We start from the raw sequence: 12,742 nt of genomic DNA on the forward strand, positions 1-12,742 counted from the left end.
TCAAATCCCGGCCATCGTGCCGGGATCTTCACTTTATAACCAGCCACTTAATCCAGACTACACCACTCCACCGTCCCTGCCGGGATCTTGCGTGGCCGCGTCTGCGGCGTGGCGATCATCTGAATAAACTCGCCGATCTGCTGCTGCTTGCGGGCCGACAGCTTCTTGCAGGCCCGCTTCAGCGTGCTCACCACTTCCGGTTCTGCGGGTAGCCCCGGCTGCGGATCCTGGCGGGTGATAATCAGACAGTCCTGCATTACCCGCACGTTAACCGGCGTTCCCGTCGCAAATCCCGCATCGCTCAGCCAGTGCCCCTTCAGCGTAATGGACGGCAGCGGCTGGTACTTTGCGTCGCTGACATAACCCACGGTATAACAACGGGTTGTGAGTATGGTGCTCTCTGGCTTATGATGTGTCCAAGAACAATAACCTCGGCGGGCTAGGAAGTTACGGCCAGACGGCGGTTTCACTGGGCACCTCAATGACCGAAGCCGGAGCGACGACGGAAGAAATCAACGCCGCGCTGAGTAAGAATGCGAAAGGTGATTTACCCGAGGGCGCAAATATAACCAAAGTTATTGTTGAAGGTTATAAAGATGGCGTACTGATTGCCGGTGCTGGTTATTTAGGGCCAGCGGCATCGGTGGGTAAAGTTGTGGGTGGTGCAGTTATTGCCGAAATAGCCAATGGCACCTATCAGTGGTTCGATAGAAGCCAGCCGGGTAATGAAAATAAAACCTGTGATTATGGCAGCAGCATATCAGCCGGAATAACCGGTGCGCTGGCTCCGGGGCGTGGCGTCTGGCAAAACGTTGGCATAGCGGCAGGTGGCGGGGTGTTAACGGATGGCGCTAATGCCGGGGCTGTTGGTAGTGCCGCCGCCGGAGCCTGGGCTGGCGGGATGTTCGGAGAATATGCGCCGGGTCTGGTGAACTCAGTAACTGGTAAAGAATTACCTGGATTTATCTACGATGTTGGAAGCGCTTTCGCCTCAGAGGCCGCAACAGACGCAAGCAAAAGCATTATCAAAAAACAGGAGAGCGAAAAGTTATGAAAACCGTTCTCAAATATATTCTGCTTTTTAGTTATTTTACAGTTGGTTTTTTCTTCCTGGGTTTACTTATAAAAATTATCATCGGCTTTATACATATAGGTGCTTTTTTCTTGCCATTTGAGGAGATCACAAAAAATTTCTTCAAAAGTATTATTGCCGGCACAGCCATAACAGTAGCAGCAATCGTCTTTAATCTGATTGATTATTTTAAAGCCCGAAAATCACCCCCGTCCGCTCCGAAGTAAACAACGATCCCGGCCCAAACGAGCCGGGAGTTATCTTCGACTAGGAGAAAGAGCAGAACCGGCTGAAGGCGGCGCAGCTTATTGGGGAGATTGGCTCGCAGGTTGCGGATATCGCGCGGACTGAGGGTCAGATAGCGGGCGAAAAAGCGAAGCGCGACCCGATGGCACTTCAGGCAGCAAAAGAAACGCTGGCCGGAAAAGGCAACCTGAACCCGACAGAAAAACAGATAGCCGACCAGGCTTACAGTACGGCGATGGCCCCGTTCGGCACGGGCAGCAGCCTGCAACAGGGTATCCAGGCGGCCACGGCGGTGATACAGGGCCTGGCAGGCGGAAATATCGGTCAGGCCATCAGCGGTGCAGCCTCACCCTACCTTGCTGAGCAAATCCACAAGCTGACGGAAGGCAACTCGGAAGCGAAAGCGATGGCCCACGCGGTTGTCGGGGCGGTAGCGTCGTATGCTTCGGGCAACTCAGCGCTGGCAGGCGCAGCTGGTGATGAAGCCGCTCAATATACGCCGCGATCTCCCGCTGCTTACGGTCAGACAGCTTCTTACAGGCCCGCTTCAGCGTGGTCACCACCTCCGACTTTGCGGGCAGTTCCGGCTGTGGCTCCTGCCGGGTAATAACCAGGCAGTCCTGCATCACCTGCACGTTAACCGGCGTTCCCGTCGCAAGCCCTGCCTTTTCCAGTCGCCAGTATTCAAAGCAAAAAATGCTGAATAAACACCAACACAAAAATTCTTTTCATTTATTAATTTTAAAACCGAAGAAATAATTTAACTAAAAACGCCAAAAAGAAAAACCATATATTTTACTTTCAAGGTGTTTTTGTAATCTATTTTAATATCGTTATGGCTTAGAGAAGCCAGCAAAGTTCATCATATGCTATGGCTTTTTTATTCGCCTGACCACCCTCGCCTTTCTACGGCCATGCAGACATACAGACTTCTAAATGCAGTTTTACCCATATTTAATAATGCATTAAGTTTTAACGATAGAATTTTAATTCATATAAGAACGTCATGTCCTCCGTGTTAGCTTATGCTGAAAATAATTTGTTATCGCATGCCTTGTTGGCAGGAGATCGTATGGCTGTGCAACACTCAAAAAAAACACATCTCGGTAATCGTGAGCTGCAACCCGAAACGCAAATGCTGAATTACGGTTTTGATCCGGCGCTCTCTGAAGGTGCCGTTAAGCCGCCAGTATTTCTGACTTCTACCTTTATTTTTAACAGCGCGGAGGAAGGCCGGGACTTCTTTGATTACGTCTCCGGGCGTCGTGAACCGCCAGAGGGCGAAGCGAACGGCCTGGTTTACTCGCGCTTTAACCATCCCAACAGCGAAATTGTCGAAGATCGCCTGGCGATCTATGAACGCACCGAAAGCGCGGCGCTATTCTCTTCCGGCATGTCCGCCATCTCTACTGCGCTGCTGGCCTTTGTCGAGCCTGGCGACGCAATTCTGCATTCGCAGCCGCTCTATGGCGGCACCGAAACGCTGTTGAGTAAAACCTTTCATAAACTGGGCGTGGCCTCCGTTGGCTTCGCTGATGGCGTGGACGAAGCCTCGGTGCAGGCTGCCGCTGATGAAGCGATGAAGCAAGGACGCGTCTCCGTCATCCTGATTGAGTCGCCAGCTAATCCAACCAATAGCCTGGTCGATGTTGCGCTGATTAAACGGGTGGCGGACGTGATTGAACAACGACAGCAGCATCGTCCGGTCATCGCCTGTGATAACACGCTGCTTGGACCAGTATTCCAGCGTCCGATTGAGCATGGGGCGGATCTGTCCCTTTATTCTCTGACCAAATACGTTGGCGGTCACTCCGACCTGATTGCCGGTGCGGTAATGGGCAGCAAGGCGTTAATTAAAAAGATTAAGCATCTGCGTAGCGCTATCGGCACACAGCTCGATCCGCACTCCTGCTGGATGATTGGCCGTTCACTGGAAACCCTGGCGCTGCGCATGGAACGTGCCAACGAGAATGCGGCCGCCGTTGCGGCATTTTTACGCTCGCACGAAAAAATTGAAAAGCTGCACTATTTGCCGTTTCTGGAAGCGGGCTCCCCTGCGGCCAACGTGTTTCAAAAACAGTGTAGCGGCGCAGGCTCTACGTTTTCATTTGATGTCGTGGGCGGCCAGGCGGCAGCTTTTAAGCTGCTGAATGCGCTACAGCTGTTTAAGCTGGCGGTCAGCCTTGGCGGCACCGAATCGCTTGCCAGCCATCCGGCCAGCACCACGCATTCTGGCGTGCCGGTAGATGTCCGGACGCGTATCGGCATCAACGAAGCGACCGTGCGCGTTTCGATTGGCATCGAAAATAAAGACGATTTGATTGAGGATTTACGGCTGGCGCTGGCGGCGGTGTAATTTACTTCCCCGTTCCGCTTCTGTTTTCCAGCCATTTCTCATAAGCCCGGGGCCATGCAGCAGCAGGCGTGCCGGGCTTGCCCATGCCAAAACCGTGACCGCCGCTGGCGTAACGGTGCATTTCAACCGGTACACCTGCTTTCTGGCAGGCTGCATACATAATTAAGGTGTTTGCCGGATCGGAGACAGGATCGTCTTCTGCCTGCACCAGAAAAAAAGGCGGTGCGGCGGGCGTGACGTAGTTCTGCACTGACCAGGCGGCTTCCGCTTTTGCTGTCGCATGCGGGCTGACAAGAATACGGTGGACAGAAGTGTGCGTATAAGGTTTTTCGAGGGTAATCACCGGATAGATCAGCGCGGCGCTGTCTGCCTGTGCGGGCTGGCTGTCGAGCTTATCTGTCGGTGGGTAAGACTGGAATTCAGGGCGTGCGGCGGCCATGCCCAACAGATGACCTCCGGCGGAAAATCCCAGCACGCTGACGGATTTTTCACGCTGCCTGATAATGCGTAAAGCCCGCTGCGCGTCCTGTAGAGCAACTAATGCCCCATCGTTCCAGCCTTCACTCGGCAGGCGATAACTCAAAATGTAGCAGGTATAGCCGCGCCGGGTCAGCCACTGCGCGGCCGGCAGCGACTCTTTACCCGTTTCAATCCGCTTGTAGCCTCCTCCGCCCGCGATCAGTACCGCCCGCCCGTCCGGATGCGCCGGAGTCATTACGGTCAGCGTCGGGACAGCAATCTGGTGCTGAGCGCCCGTTGCAGACACGATCATCTTACTCTCAGGCCCGCCGCCGCCCGGTGGAACGCCATCCCACAGTGGGATTATCTGGCTTTGCCCATACAAAGAGGAGGCAAATAACAGCTCGCTTTTAGTAGCGACGAGAGTGGCCGCAACGCTCGCCAGAAAATGACGCCGGTTCATCTGATTCTCCTTAACGCTGCCGGAAATGACGTCTTATTATCGCTGGCTGAAGATAAAAACGCCGTGTTTCTTTGTTTCGGTGTATGCCTGCGCGGGGCGTGCCAGATGCTACAGCGTCATTGAGATGGTCACTGCTGTTTATCCCCGCTCAAGCGGGGAACATTCAATCAGCGTCTACCGTTCCTGATTATTCATCGGTTTATCCCCGCACGCGCGGGGAAAGCGTATGCGGCTGTCAACGGACTATTGCAAACTATTTATCCCCGCGTACGCGCGGGGAAAGCCAAATCCTTCTCACCATATCCCGCATCAACGGCTTTATCCCCGCGTACGCGCGGGGAGAAAGCTTTCTACCAGACGCGATAAACCTTTCCGCTATCAATACCTTCCAGACTTCGTCGATAGGCCAGGGCAACGCGGCTGGCCGACGCGCTTTCGAAACCGGGAAAAAACGGGCCATATTTATCCAGCGCTTCGGTCAATACCGTTGGGCTGACTGCGTTAATCCGGAAATCCAGCTCGTTTGCCGCCGCCAGAACAAACCCCTCCAGCGCGGCGTTTACCGCTGTCGCGTTAACGCCGGTACGGATGGGATGTTGCGTCAGAATACCGGTGGTCAGGGTAAAAGAGCCTCCCGCATTCAGATACTCTTTGCCAATCAGCACCAGCCGCACCTGCCCCAGCAGCTTATCCTGCAAGCCAGCATTAAACTGTTCGCTGCTCATCTCTGACAGCGGCCCGAAATGCACGCCGCCGGTTGCCGCGATAACGGCGTCGACCTTGCCGCTTTTCGCAAACAGCTGCTTTACGCTGTTTTCATCCGTTAGATCGACCTGTAAATCGCCCTGCGTTTTACCCACACATATGATTTCATGATCTCTCTTCAGATCTTCAACAATCCCGCGCCCGACCGTGCCGCTCGCGCCAATCACCATGACCTTCATTTTTTATCCTCCGCTTTCACCAGATTCCATACTGCAATATTGCAATTAAGGGAAAAATGGCCGAAAACTTTAAAGATAAAAAACCTGAGGTTAGGAATAATGAATAAGCTGCGCTGGATGGAAGTCTTTGTCGCCGTTGTTGAGAATGGCAGTTTTAGCGAGGCGGCAAAGCAGCTGGATATCTCATCGGTCATGGTGGGGAAAATGGTAGCGCAGATGGAAAAAGCGCTACAGACCAGTTTATTGCAGCGCAATACCCGTCGTCAGGCCCTGACGGAAGCCGGTCACGCCTGGTATGAAGAGAGCCTGAATATGCTGGCGGCAATGCGCAGTGCAGAAAATCGTCTCGAAAGCTTGCGCCGTTTCCCGGCCGGAAGCCTGCGCATATCGGCTTCGACCACGCTTGGGAGCTGCGCCATTGCGACGCTGTGCAGCGAGTTTCAGCTGCATTTTCCCGCTGTGCATATTGAGCTGGAGCTAAGCGATCGCTTTGTAGATCTTACCGCAGAAGGCTTTGATTTTGCCTTCCGCATTGGTCAGTTGCCTTCAGACAGCCCGCTGATTGCGCGCCACGTTGGTGACTATCGTATGGTGATTGCTGCCGCGCCGTCTTATCTTGCAAAGCACGGCACGCCAGAAAATCTGGCCGATTTGGCAAGCCATCGCTGCCTGCGTTACAGCAACTGGAACAAGCGCAACGCCTGGCGCAGCGATGACGGACTTATCTGGCCAGAGAACGCAACGTTTAGCTGTAACGATGGCCAGGCTCTGCGCCGCGCCGCACTTTCCGGAGCCGGACTGATCCTGCAACCCGCTATTTTACTGGCGGAGGATATCAGCAGCGGCCGCCTGATCTCACTGCTGGAAAGTGAATTGCCTGCGCCACGCCCCGTTTCCCTGCTTTGGCGTCAGGATTTGCATGCCAGCGCTAAACACCGCAGTTTTATTGACTGGATACTGGTACGCGTCCCGGAAAGGCTGGAAAGAAAATAAAACGTGCTGTTGCCTGCCGATATAAAAGCGCAAACAGGACTGCGGCAGCTACCGTCACAAAACTGTCTGACAGGAAGACCGTTCCTGTCGTAAGGTAAAGTGTTCAGGCAGCGCTGCGTTCAATCATAAAATCAAATTTGATAGCGTCGAAGGGAAAAACAATTTTACCCTCTTCCAGGCAAATGACGTCTGCCGCAAGTAAATCCTGCACATCACGATAAACCGCTTTAAAATCTCGATTTATCCGGCGCGCCAGCTCCCGAATAGACATCGCTTGCGCACCAGCCATCGTATGAAGAATGGCGAGCCGGTTTGGTGCCAACATTACTTTTGCCAGTTGCTCAATTGAACTAAAACTATGCACAAAAGGCTCGTCAGCTAACTTGCCGGACATGACTGAAATAAAATTATTTTTCATTATGCTACGCGCTCACCGTAAAACCGAGCATCATGCCGGTGTCTTCATGCTCCAGCAGATGGCAGTGCGCCATATAGGCCCTTTCTCTGTCGGCCAGATGATTAAAGCGCACCAGCACTTCACTACGCCAGCCCTCCACGCGCACCGTGTCTTTCCAGCCGCTGCGGTGCGGCGCTGGCGGTTTGCCGTTTTCGGAAATAATGCGGAACTGCGTGCCGTGGATATGAAACGGATGCAGCATTTCGTCACCTTCGCCGGAAATCGTCCACTTTTCCGTAATACCCTGTTTGACGTCGAAAGAAGGCTTGTTCATATCGAAGGCAACACCGTTGATTTTGTTGCCGTTGTGAAAATCATATGGCGCGGCAGGCTGAGAAGAACCGGCGCCGGACGAGTTTATTGCATGGCTGTCGCCGTTCATTCCGGCCATTGGCTGAGAGGCGTTATCTTTCATGCCGGACATGGCCTGAGAAGCATTATCCTTCATGCCGGACATCTCGCCATGCATGCCGTCCATCGATTCATTGTCGTGCGCATCGCCGCTCATTCCGGCCATCGCCGTACGGCCATATTTCTCCATCAGCGCCAGCATGCCGCGACGATCCAGCTCCGCATCCATCGACAGCTGTAGCCAGCGATTTTTCAGGCCATCCTGCGGCGGCAACGGCGGCACCTCTACCAGCTTATCCGGCAGCGAACCGCTGGCCATCACCTGAAGGGGCTGAATGCTCAGCAGCGGCAACGGCTGGTCGAAAGGTGCCAGCGTCATACCCATTTGCCGCACGGGCAGCGTTTGTAGATCAAAAGGCTTACCGTCCAGCGTATCCACCAGCACTTCAAAACGCTCGCCCGGCATCATCGACAGCTCGGTTAGCTTGACCGGCTCGCTTAACAGGCCACCATCGCTGCCGATAACGTAAAGCGGGCGGCGATCGCAGGTCGTGATGTTCAGCGAACGGGCGTTACAGCCGTTCAGTAATCTCAGGCGTAACCAGCCGCGCGGGACGGCATGCTGCGGATAAATTGCGCCGTTGGTCAGCATAGTGTTGCCAAACCAGCCGATGGCCGCGCTCATTATATCCAGCTCGTAATCGATCTTGCCGTCGTGCAGCCTTTTGTCCTGCATGATGACCGGAATATCGTCAATGCCCCAGATTTTCGGCAGCAGCAGCTTTTCCGTCGCGTCGTCTTTCACGATAACCAGACCGGCCAGGCCTTGCGCGACCTGATAGCCAGAACGGCCATGCTGATGCGGATGAAACCAGCAGGTTGCACCGGGCTGATCGGGCGTAAAACTCACGGTTCGCGTTGCGCCAGGCGCAATTTGTGCCTGCGGGCCGCCATCCACTTCGCCCGGCAGTTCAAGCCCGTGCCAGTGCACCGTCGTCGCTTCCGGCAGATGGTTACGCAGGTTCAGCGTCACCGGTTTGCCTCGCTCCAGCACTACCGCCGGCCCCAGCAGGCTGCCGTTATAGCCCCAGGTTGCGACTTTCTGACCCAGCCAGCTTGTGCTGCCCTGCTGCGCGGTAAGATTCATTACGCCACGCGCGTCCGGCGTCAGTAAAGCAGGTATCGGCAGCTCCGGACGCTGTTGCGCCGCCATCAGTGAACGGCTCCATAGCGGCAGCGCGCTGGCCGCGCCCAGCGCTGTAGTCAACTTTATAAACTCACGACGTTGCATCAACTTTTCCTTTACTGGCCAGTTATCGTTGCAGCATAAACCTTTCCCCGGCGGGAAGGTCAAGTTTCGTGGCTCATCGGCAGGCACTCCGGCAGAAAAAAAGTCCTCTATGGATATTTCTCTGGTGAAATTGACTGTCGCCAGGCGGTAACTGTGCTAACGTCAGAGTATTGTTATCAGTTGAGTACAATTATGAAGAAAAGCATTAAGGCTCTGTTGTTACTGGGTCTGTTTGGCTTCTCATCGACAAGTTTTGCGCTGAGCGAGTCGGAAGCGGAAGATCTGGCGGATCTGACCGCCGTCTTTGTTTATCTGAAAAATGACTGTGGCTATCAGGCGCTGCCAGACGATCAGATCCGCCGCGCGCTGGTCTTTTTTGCCCGACAAAACCGTTGGGATTTAAGCAATTACAGCACGTTCAATATGAAATCGCTGGGCGCAGACAGCTATCGCGATTTAAGCGGTATCGCCGTTCCTAATGATGCCAAATGCAAATCACTGGCCCGCGATTCGCTTAGCCTGCTCGCCTACGTGAAATAACCCCCGCCTGCTTTTTCAGCTTATAATTTGACCGTGCAACCACGGTCAGAGTTAGCTATGATATCGCCCCCATTTTTGTGGCTGTAATAACCAGGAGAGCCTCGTCATGGCTGATAACGAGATGTGGCATGAAACGCTGCATACCGGCTTTGGGCAGTATTTTGCTGTCGATAAGGTATTGTATCGCGAACAAACCGATCATCAGGATCTGGTCATTTTTGAAAACGCCGCGCTGGGCCGCGTGATGGCGCTGGACGGCGTGGTGCAAACCACCGAGCGCGATGAGTTTATCTATCATGAAATGATGACGCACGTGCCGCTGCTGGCGCATGGCGCAGCAAAACGCGTGCTGATTATCGGCGGCGGCGACGGCGCAATGCTGCGTGAAGTCAGCCGCCATAAGAACATCGAACAGATTACGATGGTAGAGATTGATGCTGGCGTGGTGACGTTCTGCAAACAATATCTGCCCAACCATAACGCAGGCGCTTATGACGATCCGCGCTTTCGCCTGGTGATCGACGACGGCGTCAACTTTGTCAGCAGCTGCAACGAAAAGTTTGACGTGATCATTTCCGACTGCACCGATCCTATCGGGCCTGGCGAAAGCCTGTTCACCTCAGAATTTTATGCAGGCTGTAAGCGCTGCCTCAATGAAAACGGCATTTTTGTCGCGCAGAATGGCGTCTGCTTTCTCCAGCAGGATGAGGCTATCAACAGCCATCGCAAGCTGAGCCACTACTTTGGCGATGTCAGCTTCTACCAGGCGGCGATCCCGACCTATTACGGCGGCATCATGACCTTTGCGTGGGCAAGCGACAACCCGGCGCTACGCCAGCTGGATACGGCAACGCTTGCGGCTCGCTACCAGCAAGCTGGCCTGACCTGCCGCTATTACAATCCGGCGATCCATACTGGCAGCTTTGCCCTGCCGCAATATCTGTTGAATGCGCTGGCCGACTGACCGCGCATTTTAAGGGGGTGAACGAAATTGCAAAAGCTTAAACTACATGGCTTCAACAACCTGACGAAAAGCCTGAGTTTTTGTATCTACGATATCTGTTATGCGAATACCGATGCGGAGCGTGACGGATACATTGCGTACATTGATGAGCAGTATAATGCTAACCGCCTGACGGAGATCCTTAGCGAGACCTGCTCGATTATTGGGGCCAACGTGCTGAATATCGCGCGTCAGGACTATCAGCCGCAGGGTGCCAGCGTCACTATTCTGGTCAGCGAAGAGCCGATCGATCCAAAAGATATTGATAATTCAGAACATCCTGGCCCGCTGCCGGGTTCGGTGGTTGCGCATCTGGATAAGAGCCATATTTGCGTGCACACCTATCCGGAAAGCCATCCGGAAGGCGGCCTTTGCACTTTCCGCGCGGATATTGAGGTTTCGACCTGCGGCGTGATTTCGCCGCTGAAAGCGCTGAACTATTTAATCCACCAGCTTGAATCCGATATCGTCACCATCGACTACCGCGTGCGTGGTTTTACGCGCGACGTCAACGGCGTGAAGCACTTTATCGATCATGAAATCAATTCGATTCAAAACTTTATGTCGGAAGATATGAAGTCGATGTACGACATGATGGATGTGAACGTCTATCAGGAGAATATCTTCCATACCAAGATGCTGCTGAAAGAGTTTGACCTGAAACACTACCTGTTTAACACCAGACCGGAAGACCTGACGCCGCAGGAGCACAAGCGTATTACCGATCTGCTGTGGAAAGAGATGCGGGAAATCTATTACGGACGCAATATTCCGTCTGTTGGCTTTAAAACGCTATAGGTTTTACGAACGGGCCGCTGACGGCCCGTTTTTACTTTGCCAGCGTCAGCGTAAAAGGCTGGCCGCTGAGTTCCTGCACTTCCTTCTCGCCCAGCTGCTCGTCGGTAATGATATCGGTCAGATTTTGCAGCGGCGTCGCGCAAAACAGCGACCACGACCCATATTTGCTGCTGTCCGCCAGTAAAACTTTGCGGCGCGCATTGGCCAGCAAATCCTCTTTCAGCCCCGCTTTTTCCTCGGTCGGCGTGGTAATGCCCTTTTCCAGACTCCACGAGTTACAGCTGACGAAAGCCACATCCGGATAGATATTGCGCAGCAGCCTGCGGCCATGCTCACCGACACAGGACTGGCTGGAATCGTCAATCCGTCCGCCAATGATAGTGACTTCAATCTGCCTGAACTCCGACAGAAACAGCGCGATATGCAAATCTGCCGTAATCACGCGCAGCGGCAAATGCGTTAACTGACGCGCCAGTTCCAGCATAGTGGTGCCCGCGTCCAGCACGACGGAATCGTTAGCCTTCACCAGGCCGGTGGCCGCTATGGCGATAGCCTGCTTTTCCGTCAGGTGACGCTGCATTTTCTCAAGCGTGGTAGGCTGCGCGGGAATAAAACGGTTAAGCGTAACGCCGCCGTGCGTACGGCTGATTACGCCTTCCTGATCGAGCTTGATGAGATCACGCCGAATCGTGGCTGGCGACGCGGATATCGCGGCAACCAGCTGATCGACGGTAACCAGATTATGACTTTTCAGATAGTCCATAATCTGGTCGAGGCGACTTTGTCCCTTCATATATCCTTATGCAAGCTGCATCGCTAGCTGAATGGAAATCGCCATGCTCTCAGACTTCGCTTTACCTGTCCAGGCAATATCAAACGCCGTGCCGTGGTCGGCCGAGGTGCGGATAAACGGCAGGCCAGCGGTGATATTGACGCCGTCGTAAAAGCCCAGCAGCTTCAGCGGGATATGCCCCTGGTCATGGTACATTGCGACCACTATATCGTACTGCCCTTCATAACATTGCAGAAAGACGGTATCCGGCGGACAAGGGCCAGACACGTTGATGCCCTGCTCCTTCATCGCCTTAACCGATGGCCCGACGATGGTTATTTCTTCGTCGCCGAACAGGCCGTTTTCGCCCGCATGGGGATTAACGCCAGCGACCGCGATACGCGGTTTCTCGTAGCCAACGCGCTTGAGGAAGGTTTCTGCCATACCGATTACCGTTTCTACGCGCTCGCGGTTCAGCGTATCCAGGAACTTACGCAGCGCGATGTGCGTGGTGACGTGGATGACTTTCAGCCTGTCGGTATAAAGTACCATCGCGTAGTTTTTAGTGTCGGTCAGCTTCGCCAGCAGTTCAGTATGGCCCGGATAAAGATGGCCAGCGGAATGCAGCGCTTCCTTATTCAGCGGCGCGGTAGCAATCGCCTGAACTTCGCCCGCCAGTGCCAGTTCGGTGGCGCGTTTCACACAGCGCCAGGCTAAATCGCCCGCCGCGACCTGGACCACGCCAGGCTTTAACGCGGCGGGATCGGCCAGCGGCTCGTCAATAATATTGATAATGCCTGGCGCAAAATGCGCGTCGGCCACGCTGTTTAATACCCGTAGTTCTGCCTGCGGCGTAATACCTAATGCCATAATGCGCTGCAGCGTACTGGCGCAGCCCACTACCACGGCTGACGCGCCGGACAATGCTCCCTCGGCCAGAGATTTGATGATAATTTCCGGGCCAATCCCTGCCGGATCGCCCATAGTTACGGCTACA

The 12,742-nt window shown here is 54.1% G+C and carries 15 protein-coding genes and 1 pseudogene; 8 read left to right on the plus strand and 8 right to left on the minus strand.

Annotation, left to right across the window (positions count from 1 at the left end; translation table 11 throughout):
• Positions 1-47: 47 nt before the first annotated feature.
• Positions 48-368 (minus strand): SymE family type I addiction module toxin, encoded by a 321-nt coding sequence (locus tag ACMGGR_RS16995; RefSeq protein ID WP_414147403.1) that lies wholly within the window; start codon positions 366-368, stop codon positions 48-50.
• Positions 369-481: 113 nt separating this feature from the next.
• Between ACMGGR_RS16995 and ACMGGR_RS17000 the strand changes: the two genes are divergently transcribed.
• From ACMGGR_RS17000 to ACMGGR_RS17010, 3 genes are all read left to right on the plus strand, one after another.
• Positions 482-1,054, plus strand: coding sequence for an adhesin (locus ACMGGR_RS17000; RefSeq protein ID WP_414147404.1), 573 nt, complete (start codon positions 482-484; stop codon positions 1,052-1,054).
• Complete coding sequence (locus ACMGGR_RS17005) at positions 1,051-1,299, plus strand: hypothetical protein (RefSeq protein WP_414147405.1); 249 nt, start codon at positions 1,051-1,053, stop codon at positions 1,297-1,299. The genes ACMGGR_RS17000 and ACMGGR_RS17005 overlap by 4 nt, the downstream gene beginning before the upstream one ends.
• 161 nt (positions 1,300-1,460) lie before the next feature.
• Positions 1,461-1,925, plus strand: coding sequence for a hypothetical protein (locus ACMGGR_RS17010; protein ID WP_414149019.1), 465 nt, complete (start codon positions 1,461-1,463; stop codon positions 1,923-1,925).
• A 28-nt stretch (positions 1,926-1,953) separates the two neighbouring features.
• Here ACMGGR_RS17010 and ACMGGR_RS17015 read toward each other — a convergent pair.
• Positions 1,954-2,037: pseudogene (locus ACMGGR_RS17015) on the minus strand (hypothetical protein); the annotation flags it as partial.
• 353 nt (positions 2,038-2,390) lie between these two features.
• Between ACMGGR_RS17015 and ACMGGR_RS17020 the strand changes: the two are divergent.
• Entirely contained in the window at positions 2,391-3,674 is a 1,284-nt protein-coding gene (locus tag ACMGGR_RS17020; protein ID WP_246758238.1) for a cystathionine gamma-synthase family protein, read from the plus strand.
• Position 3,675: 1 nt separating this feature from the next.
• Here the strand turns inward: ACMGGR_RS17020 and ACMGGR_RS17025 are convergent, their stop codons facing one another.
• A complete protein-coding gene (locus ACMGGR_RS17025) occupies positions 3,676-4,596 on the minus strand; it encodes an alpha/beta hydrolase (RefSeq protein WP_414147406.1) in 921 nt (306 codons plus the stop codon).
• 350 nt (positions 4,597-4,946) lie between these two features.
• Positions 4,947-5,540 carry a short chain dehydrogenase gene (locus tag ACMGGR_RS17030; protein WP_246758225.1) on the minus strand — a complete coding sequence of 198 codons (594 nt, stop codon included), beginning with the start codon at positions 5,538-5,540 and terminating at the stop codon, positions 4,947-4,949.
• 99 nt (positions 5,541-5,639) lie between these two features.
• Here ACMGGR_RS17030 and ACMGGR_RS17035 point away from each other — a divergent pair, with 99 nt between their 5' ends.
• A complete protein-coding gene (locus ACMGGR_RS17035; RefSeq protein WP_414147407.1) occupies positions 5,640-6,533 on the plus strand; it encodes a LysR substrate-binding domain-containing protein in 894 nt (297 codons plus the stop codon).
• Between the two features lie 103 nt (positions 6,534-6,636).
• Here the strand turns inward: ACMGGR_RS17035 and ACMGGR_RS17040 are convergent, their stop codons facing one another.
• Positions 6,637-6,951, minus strand: a complete 315-nt coding sequence (locus ACMGGR_RS17040) for a transcriptional regulator (protein WP_246758223.1) — start codon at positions 6,949-6,951, stop codon at positions 6,637-6,639.
• A 4-nt stretch (positions 6,952-6,955) separates the two neighbouring features.
• On the minus strand, positions 6,956-8,632 hold the full coding sequence (cueO, locus tag ACMGGR_RS17045; protein WP_414147408.1) for a multicopper oxidase CueO: 1,677 nt from the start codon (positions 8,630-8,632) through the stop codon (positions 6,956-6,958).
• A 192-nt stretch (positions 8,633-8,824) separates the two neighbouring features.
• Between cueO and ACMGGR_RS17050 the strand changes: the two genes are divergently transcribed.
• The 3 genes from ACMGGR_RS17050 to speD all read left to right on the plus strand — a co-directional run bounded on the left by ACMGGR_RS17050 (position 8,825) and on the right by speD (position 10,973).
• Positions 8,825-9,172: a YacC family pilotin-like protein gene (locus tag ACMGGR_RS17050; protein WP_246758221.1), complete on the plus strand. Its 348-nt coding sequence runs from the start codon at positions 8,825-8,827 to the stop codon at positions 9,170-9,172.
• 106 nt (positions 9,173-9,278) lie between these two features.
• Positions 9,279-10,136 (plus strand): polyamine aminopropyltransferase, encoded by an 858-nt coding sequence (gene speE, locus ACMGGR_RS17055; RefSeq protein WP_246758220.1) that lies wholly within the window; start codon positions 9,279-9,281, stop codon positions 10,134-10,136.
• 27 nt (positions 10,137-10,163) lie between these two features.
• A complete protein-coding gene (speD, locus tag ACMGGR_RS17060; protein ID WP_246758218.1) occupies positions 10,164-10,973 on the plus strand; it encodes an adenosylmethionine decarboxylase in 810 nt (269 codons plus the stop codon).
• Between the two features lie 31 nt (positions 10,974-11,004).
• Here speD and ACMGGR_RS17065 read toward each other — a convergent pair whose 3' ends face one another.
• Both ACMGGR_RS17065 and ACMGGR_RS17070 read right to left on the minus strand, forming a co-directional pair.
• Entirely contained in the window at positions 11,005-11,766 is a 762-nt protein-coding gene (locus ACMGGR_RS17065) for a DeoR/GlpR family DNA-binding transcription regulator (protein WP_246758217.1), read from the minus strand.
• A gap of 6 nt (positions 11,767-11,772) precedes the next feature.
• Complete coding sequence (locus ACMGGR_RS17070) at positions 11,773-12,729, minus strand: D-threonate 4-phosphate dehydrogenase (RefSeq protein WP_414148985.1); 957 nt, start codon at positions 12,727-12,729, stop codon at positions 11,773-11,775.
• Between the last annotated feature and the right edge of the window lie 13 nt (positions 12,730-12,742).

Source organism: Erwinia sp. BNK-24-b, from assembly GCF_047456155.1.
Lineage (GTDB): Bacteria > Pseudomonadota > Gammaproteobacteria > Enterobacterales > Enterobacteriaceae > Erwinia > Erwinia phyllosphaerae.

Bases quoted from the DNA above. Each gene is read 5' to 3' on its own strand.
- ACMGGR_RS17000 (WP_414147404.1), top strand. From the start codon at position 482: ATGACCGAAGCCGGAGCGACGACGGAAGAAATCAACGCCGCGCTGAGT.
- ACMGGR_RS17005 (WP_414147405.1), top strand. From the start codon at position 1,051: ATGAAAACCGTTCTCAAATATATTCTGCTTTTTAGTTATTTTACAGTT.
- ACMGGR_RS17010 (WP_414149019.1), top strand. From the start codon at position 1,461: ATGGCACTTCAGGCAGCAAAAGAAACGCTGGCCGGAAAAGGCAACCTG.
- ACMGGR_RS17020 (WP_246758238.1), top strand. From the start codon at position 2,391: ATGGCTGTGCAACACTCAAAAAAAACACATCTCGGTAATCGTGAGCTG.
- ACMGGR_RS17025 (WP_414147406.1), bottom strand. From the start codon at position 4,596: ATGAACCGGCGTCATTTTCTGGCGAGCGTTGCGGCCACTCTCGTCGCT.
- ACMGGR_RS17030 (WP_246758225.1), bottom strand. From the start codon at position 5,540: ATGAAGGTCATGGTGATTGGCGCGAGCGGCACGGTCGGGCGCGGGATT.
- ACMGGR_RS17035 (WP_414147407.1), top strand. From the start codon at position 5,640: ATGAATAAGCTGCGCTGGATGGAAGTCTTTGTCGCCGTTGTTGAGAAT.
- ACMGGR_RS17040 (WP_246758223.1), bottom strand. From the start codon at position 6,951: ATGAAAAATAATTTTATTTCAGTCATGTCCGGCAAGTTAGCTGACGAG.
- cueO (WP_414147408.1), bottom strand. From the start codon at position 8,632: ATGCAACGTCGTGAGTTTATAAAGTTGACTACAGCGCTGGGCGCGGCC.
- ACMGGR_RS17050 (WP_246758221.1), top strand. From the start codon at position 8,825: ATGAAGAAAAGCATTAAGGCTCTGTTGTTACTGGGTCTGTTTGGCTTC.
- speE (WP_246758220.1), top strand. From the start codon at position 9,279: ATGGCTGATAACGAGATGTGGCATGAAACGCTGCATACCGGCTTTGGG.
- ACMGGR_RS17065 (WP_246758217.1), bottom strand. From the start codon at position 11,766: ATGAAGGGACAAAGTCGCCTCGACCAGATTATGGACTATCTGAAAAGT.
- ACMGGR_RS17070 (WP_414148985.1), bottom strand. From the start codon at position 12,729: ATGGGCGATCCGGCAGGGATTGGCCCGGAAATTATCATCAAATCTCTG.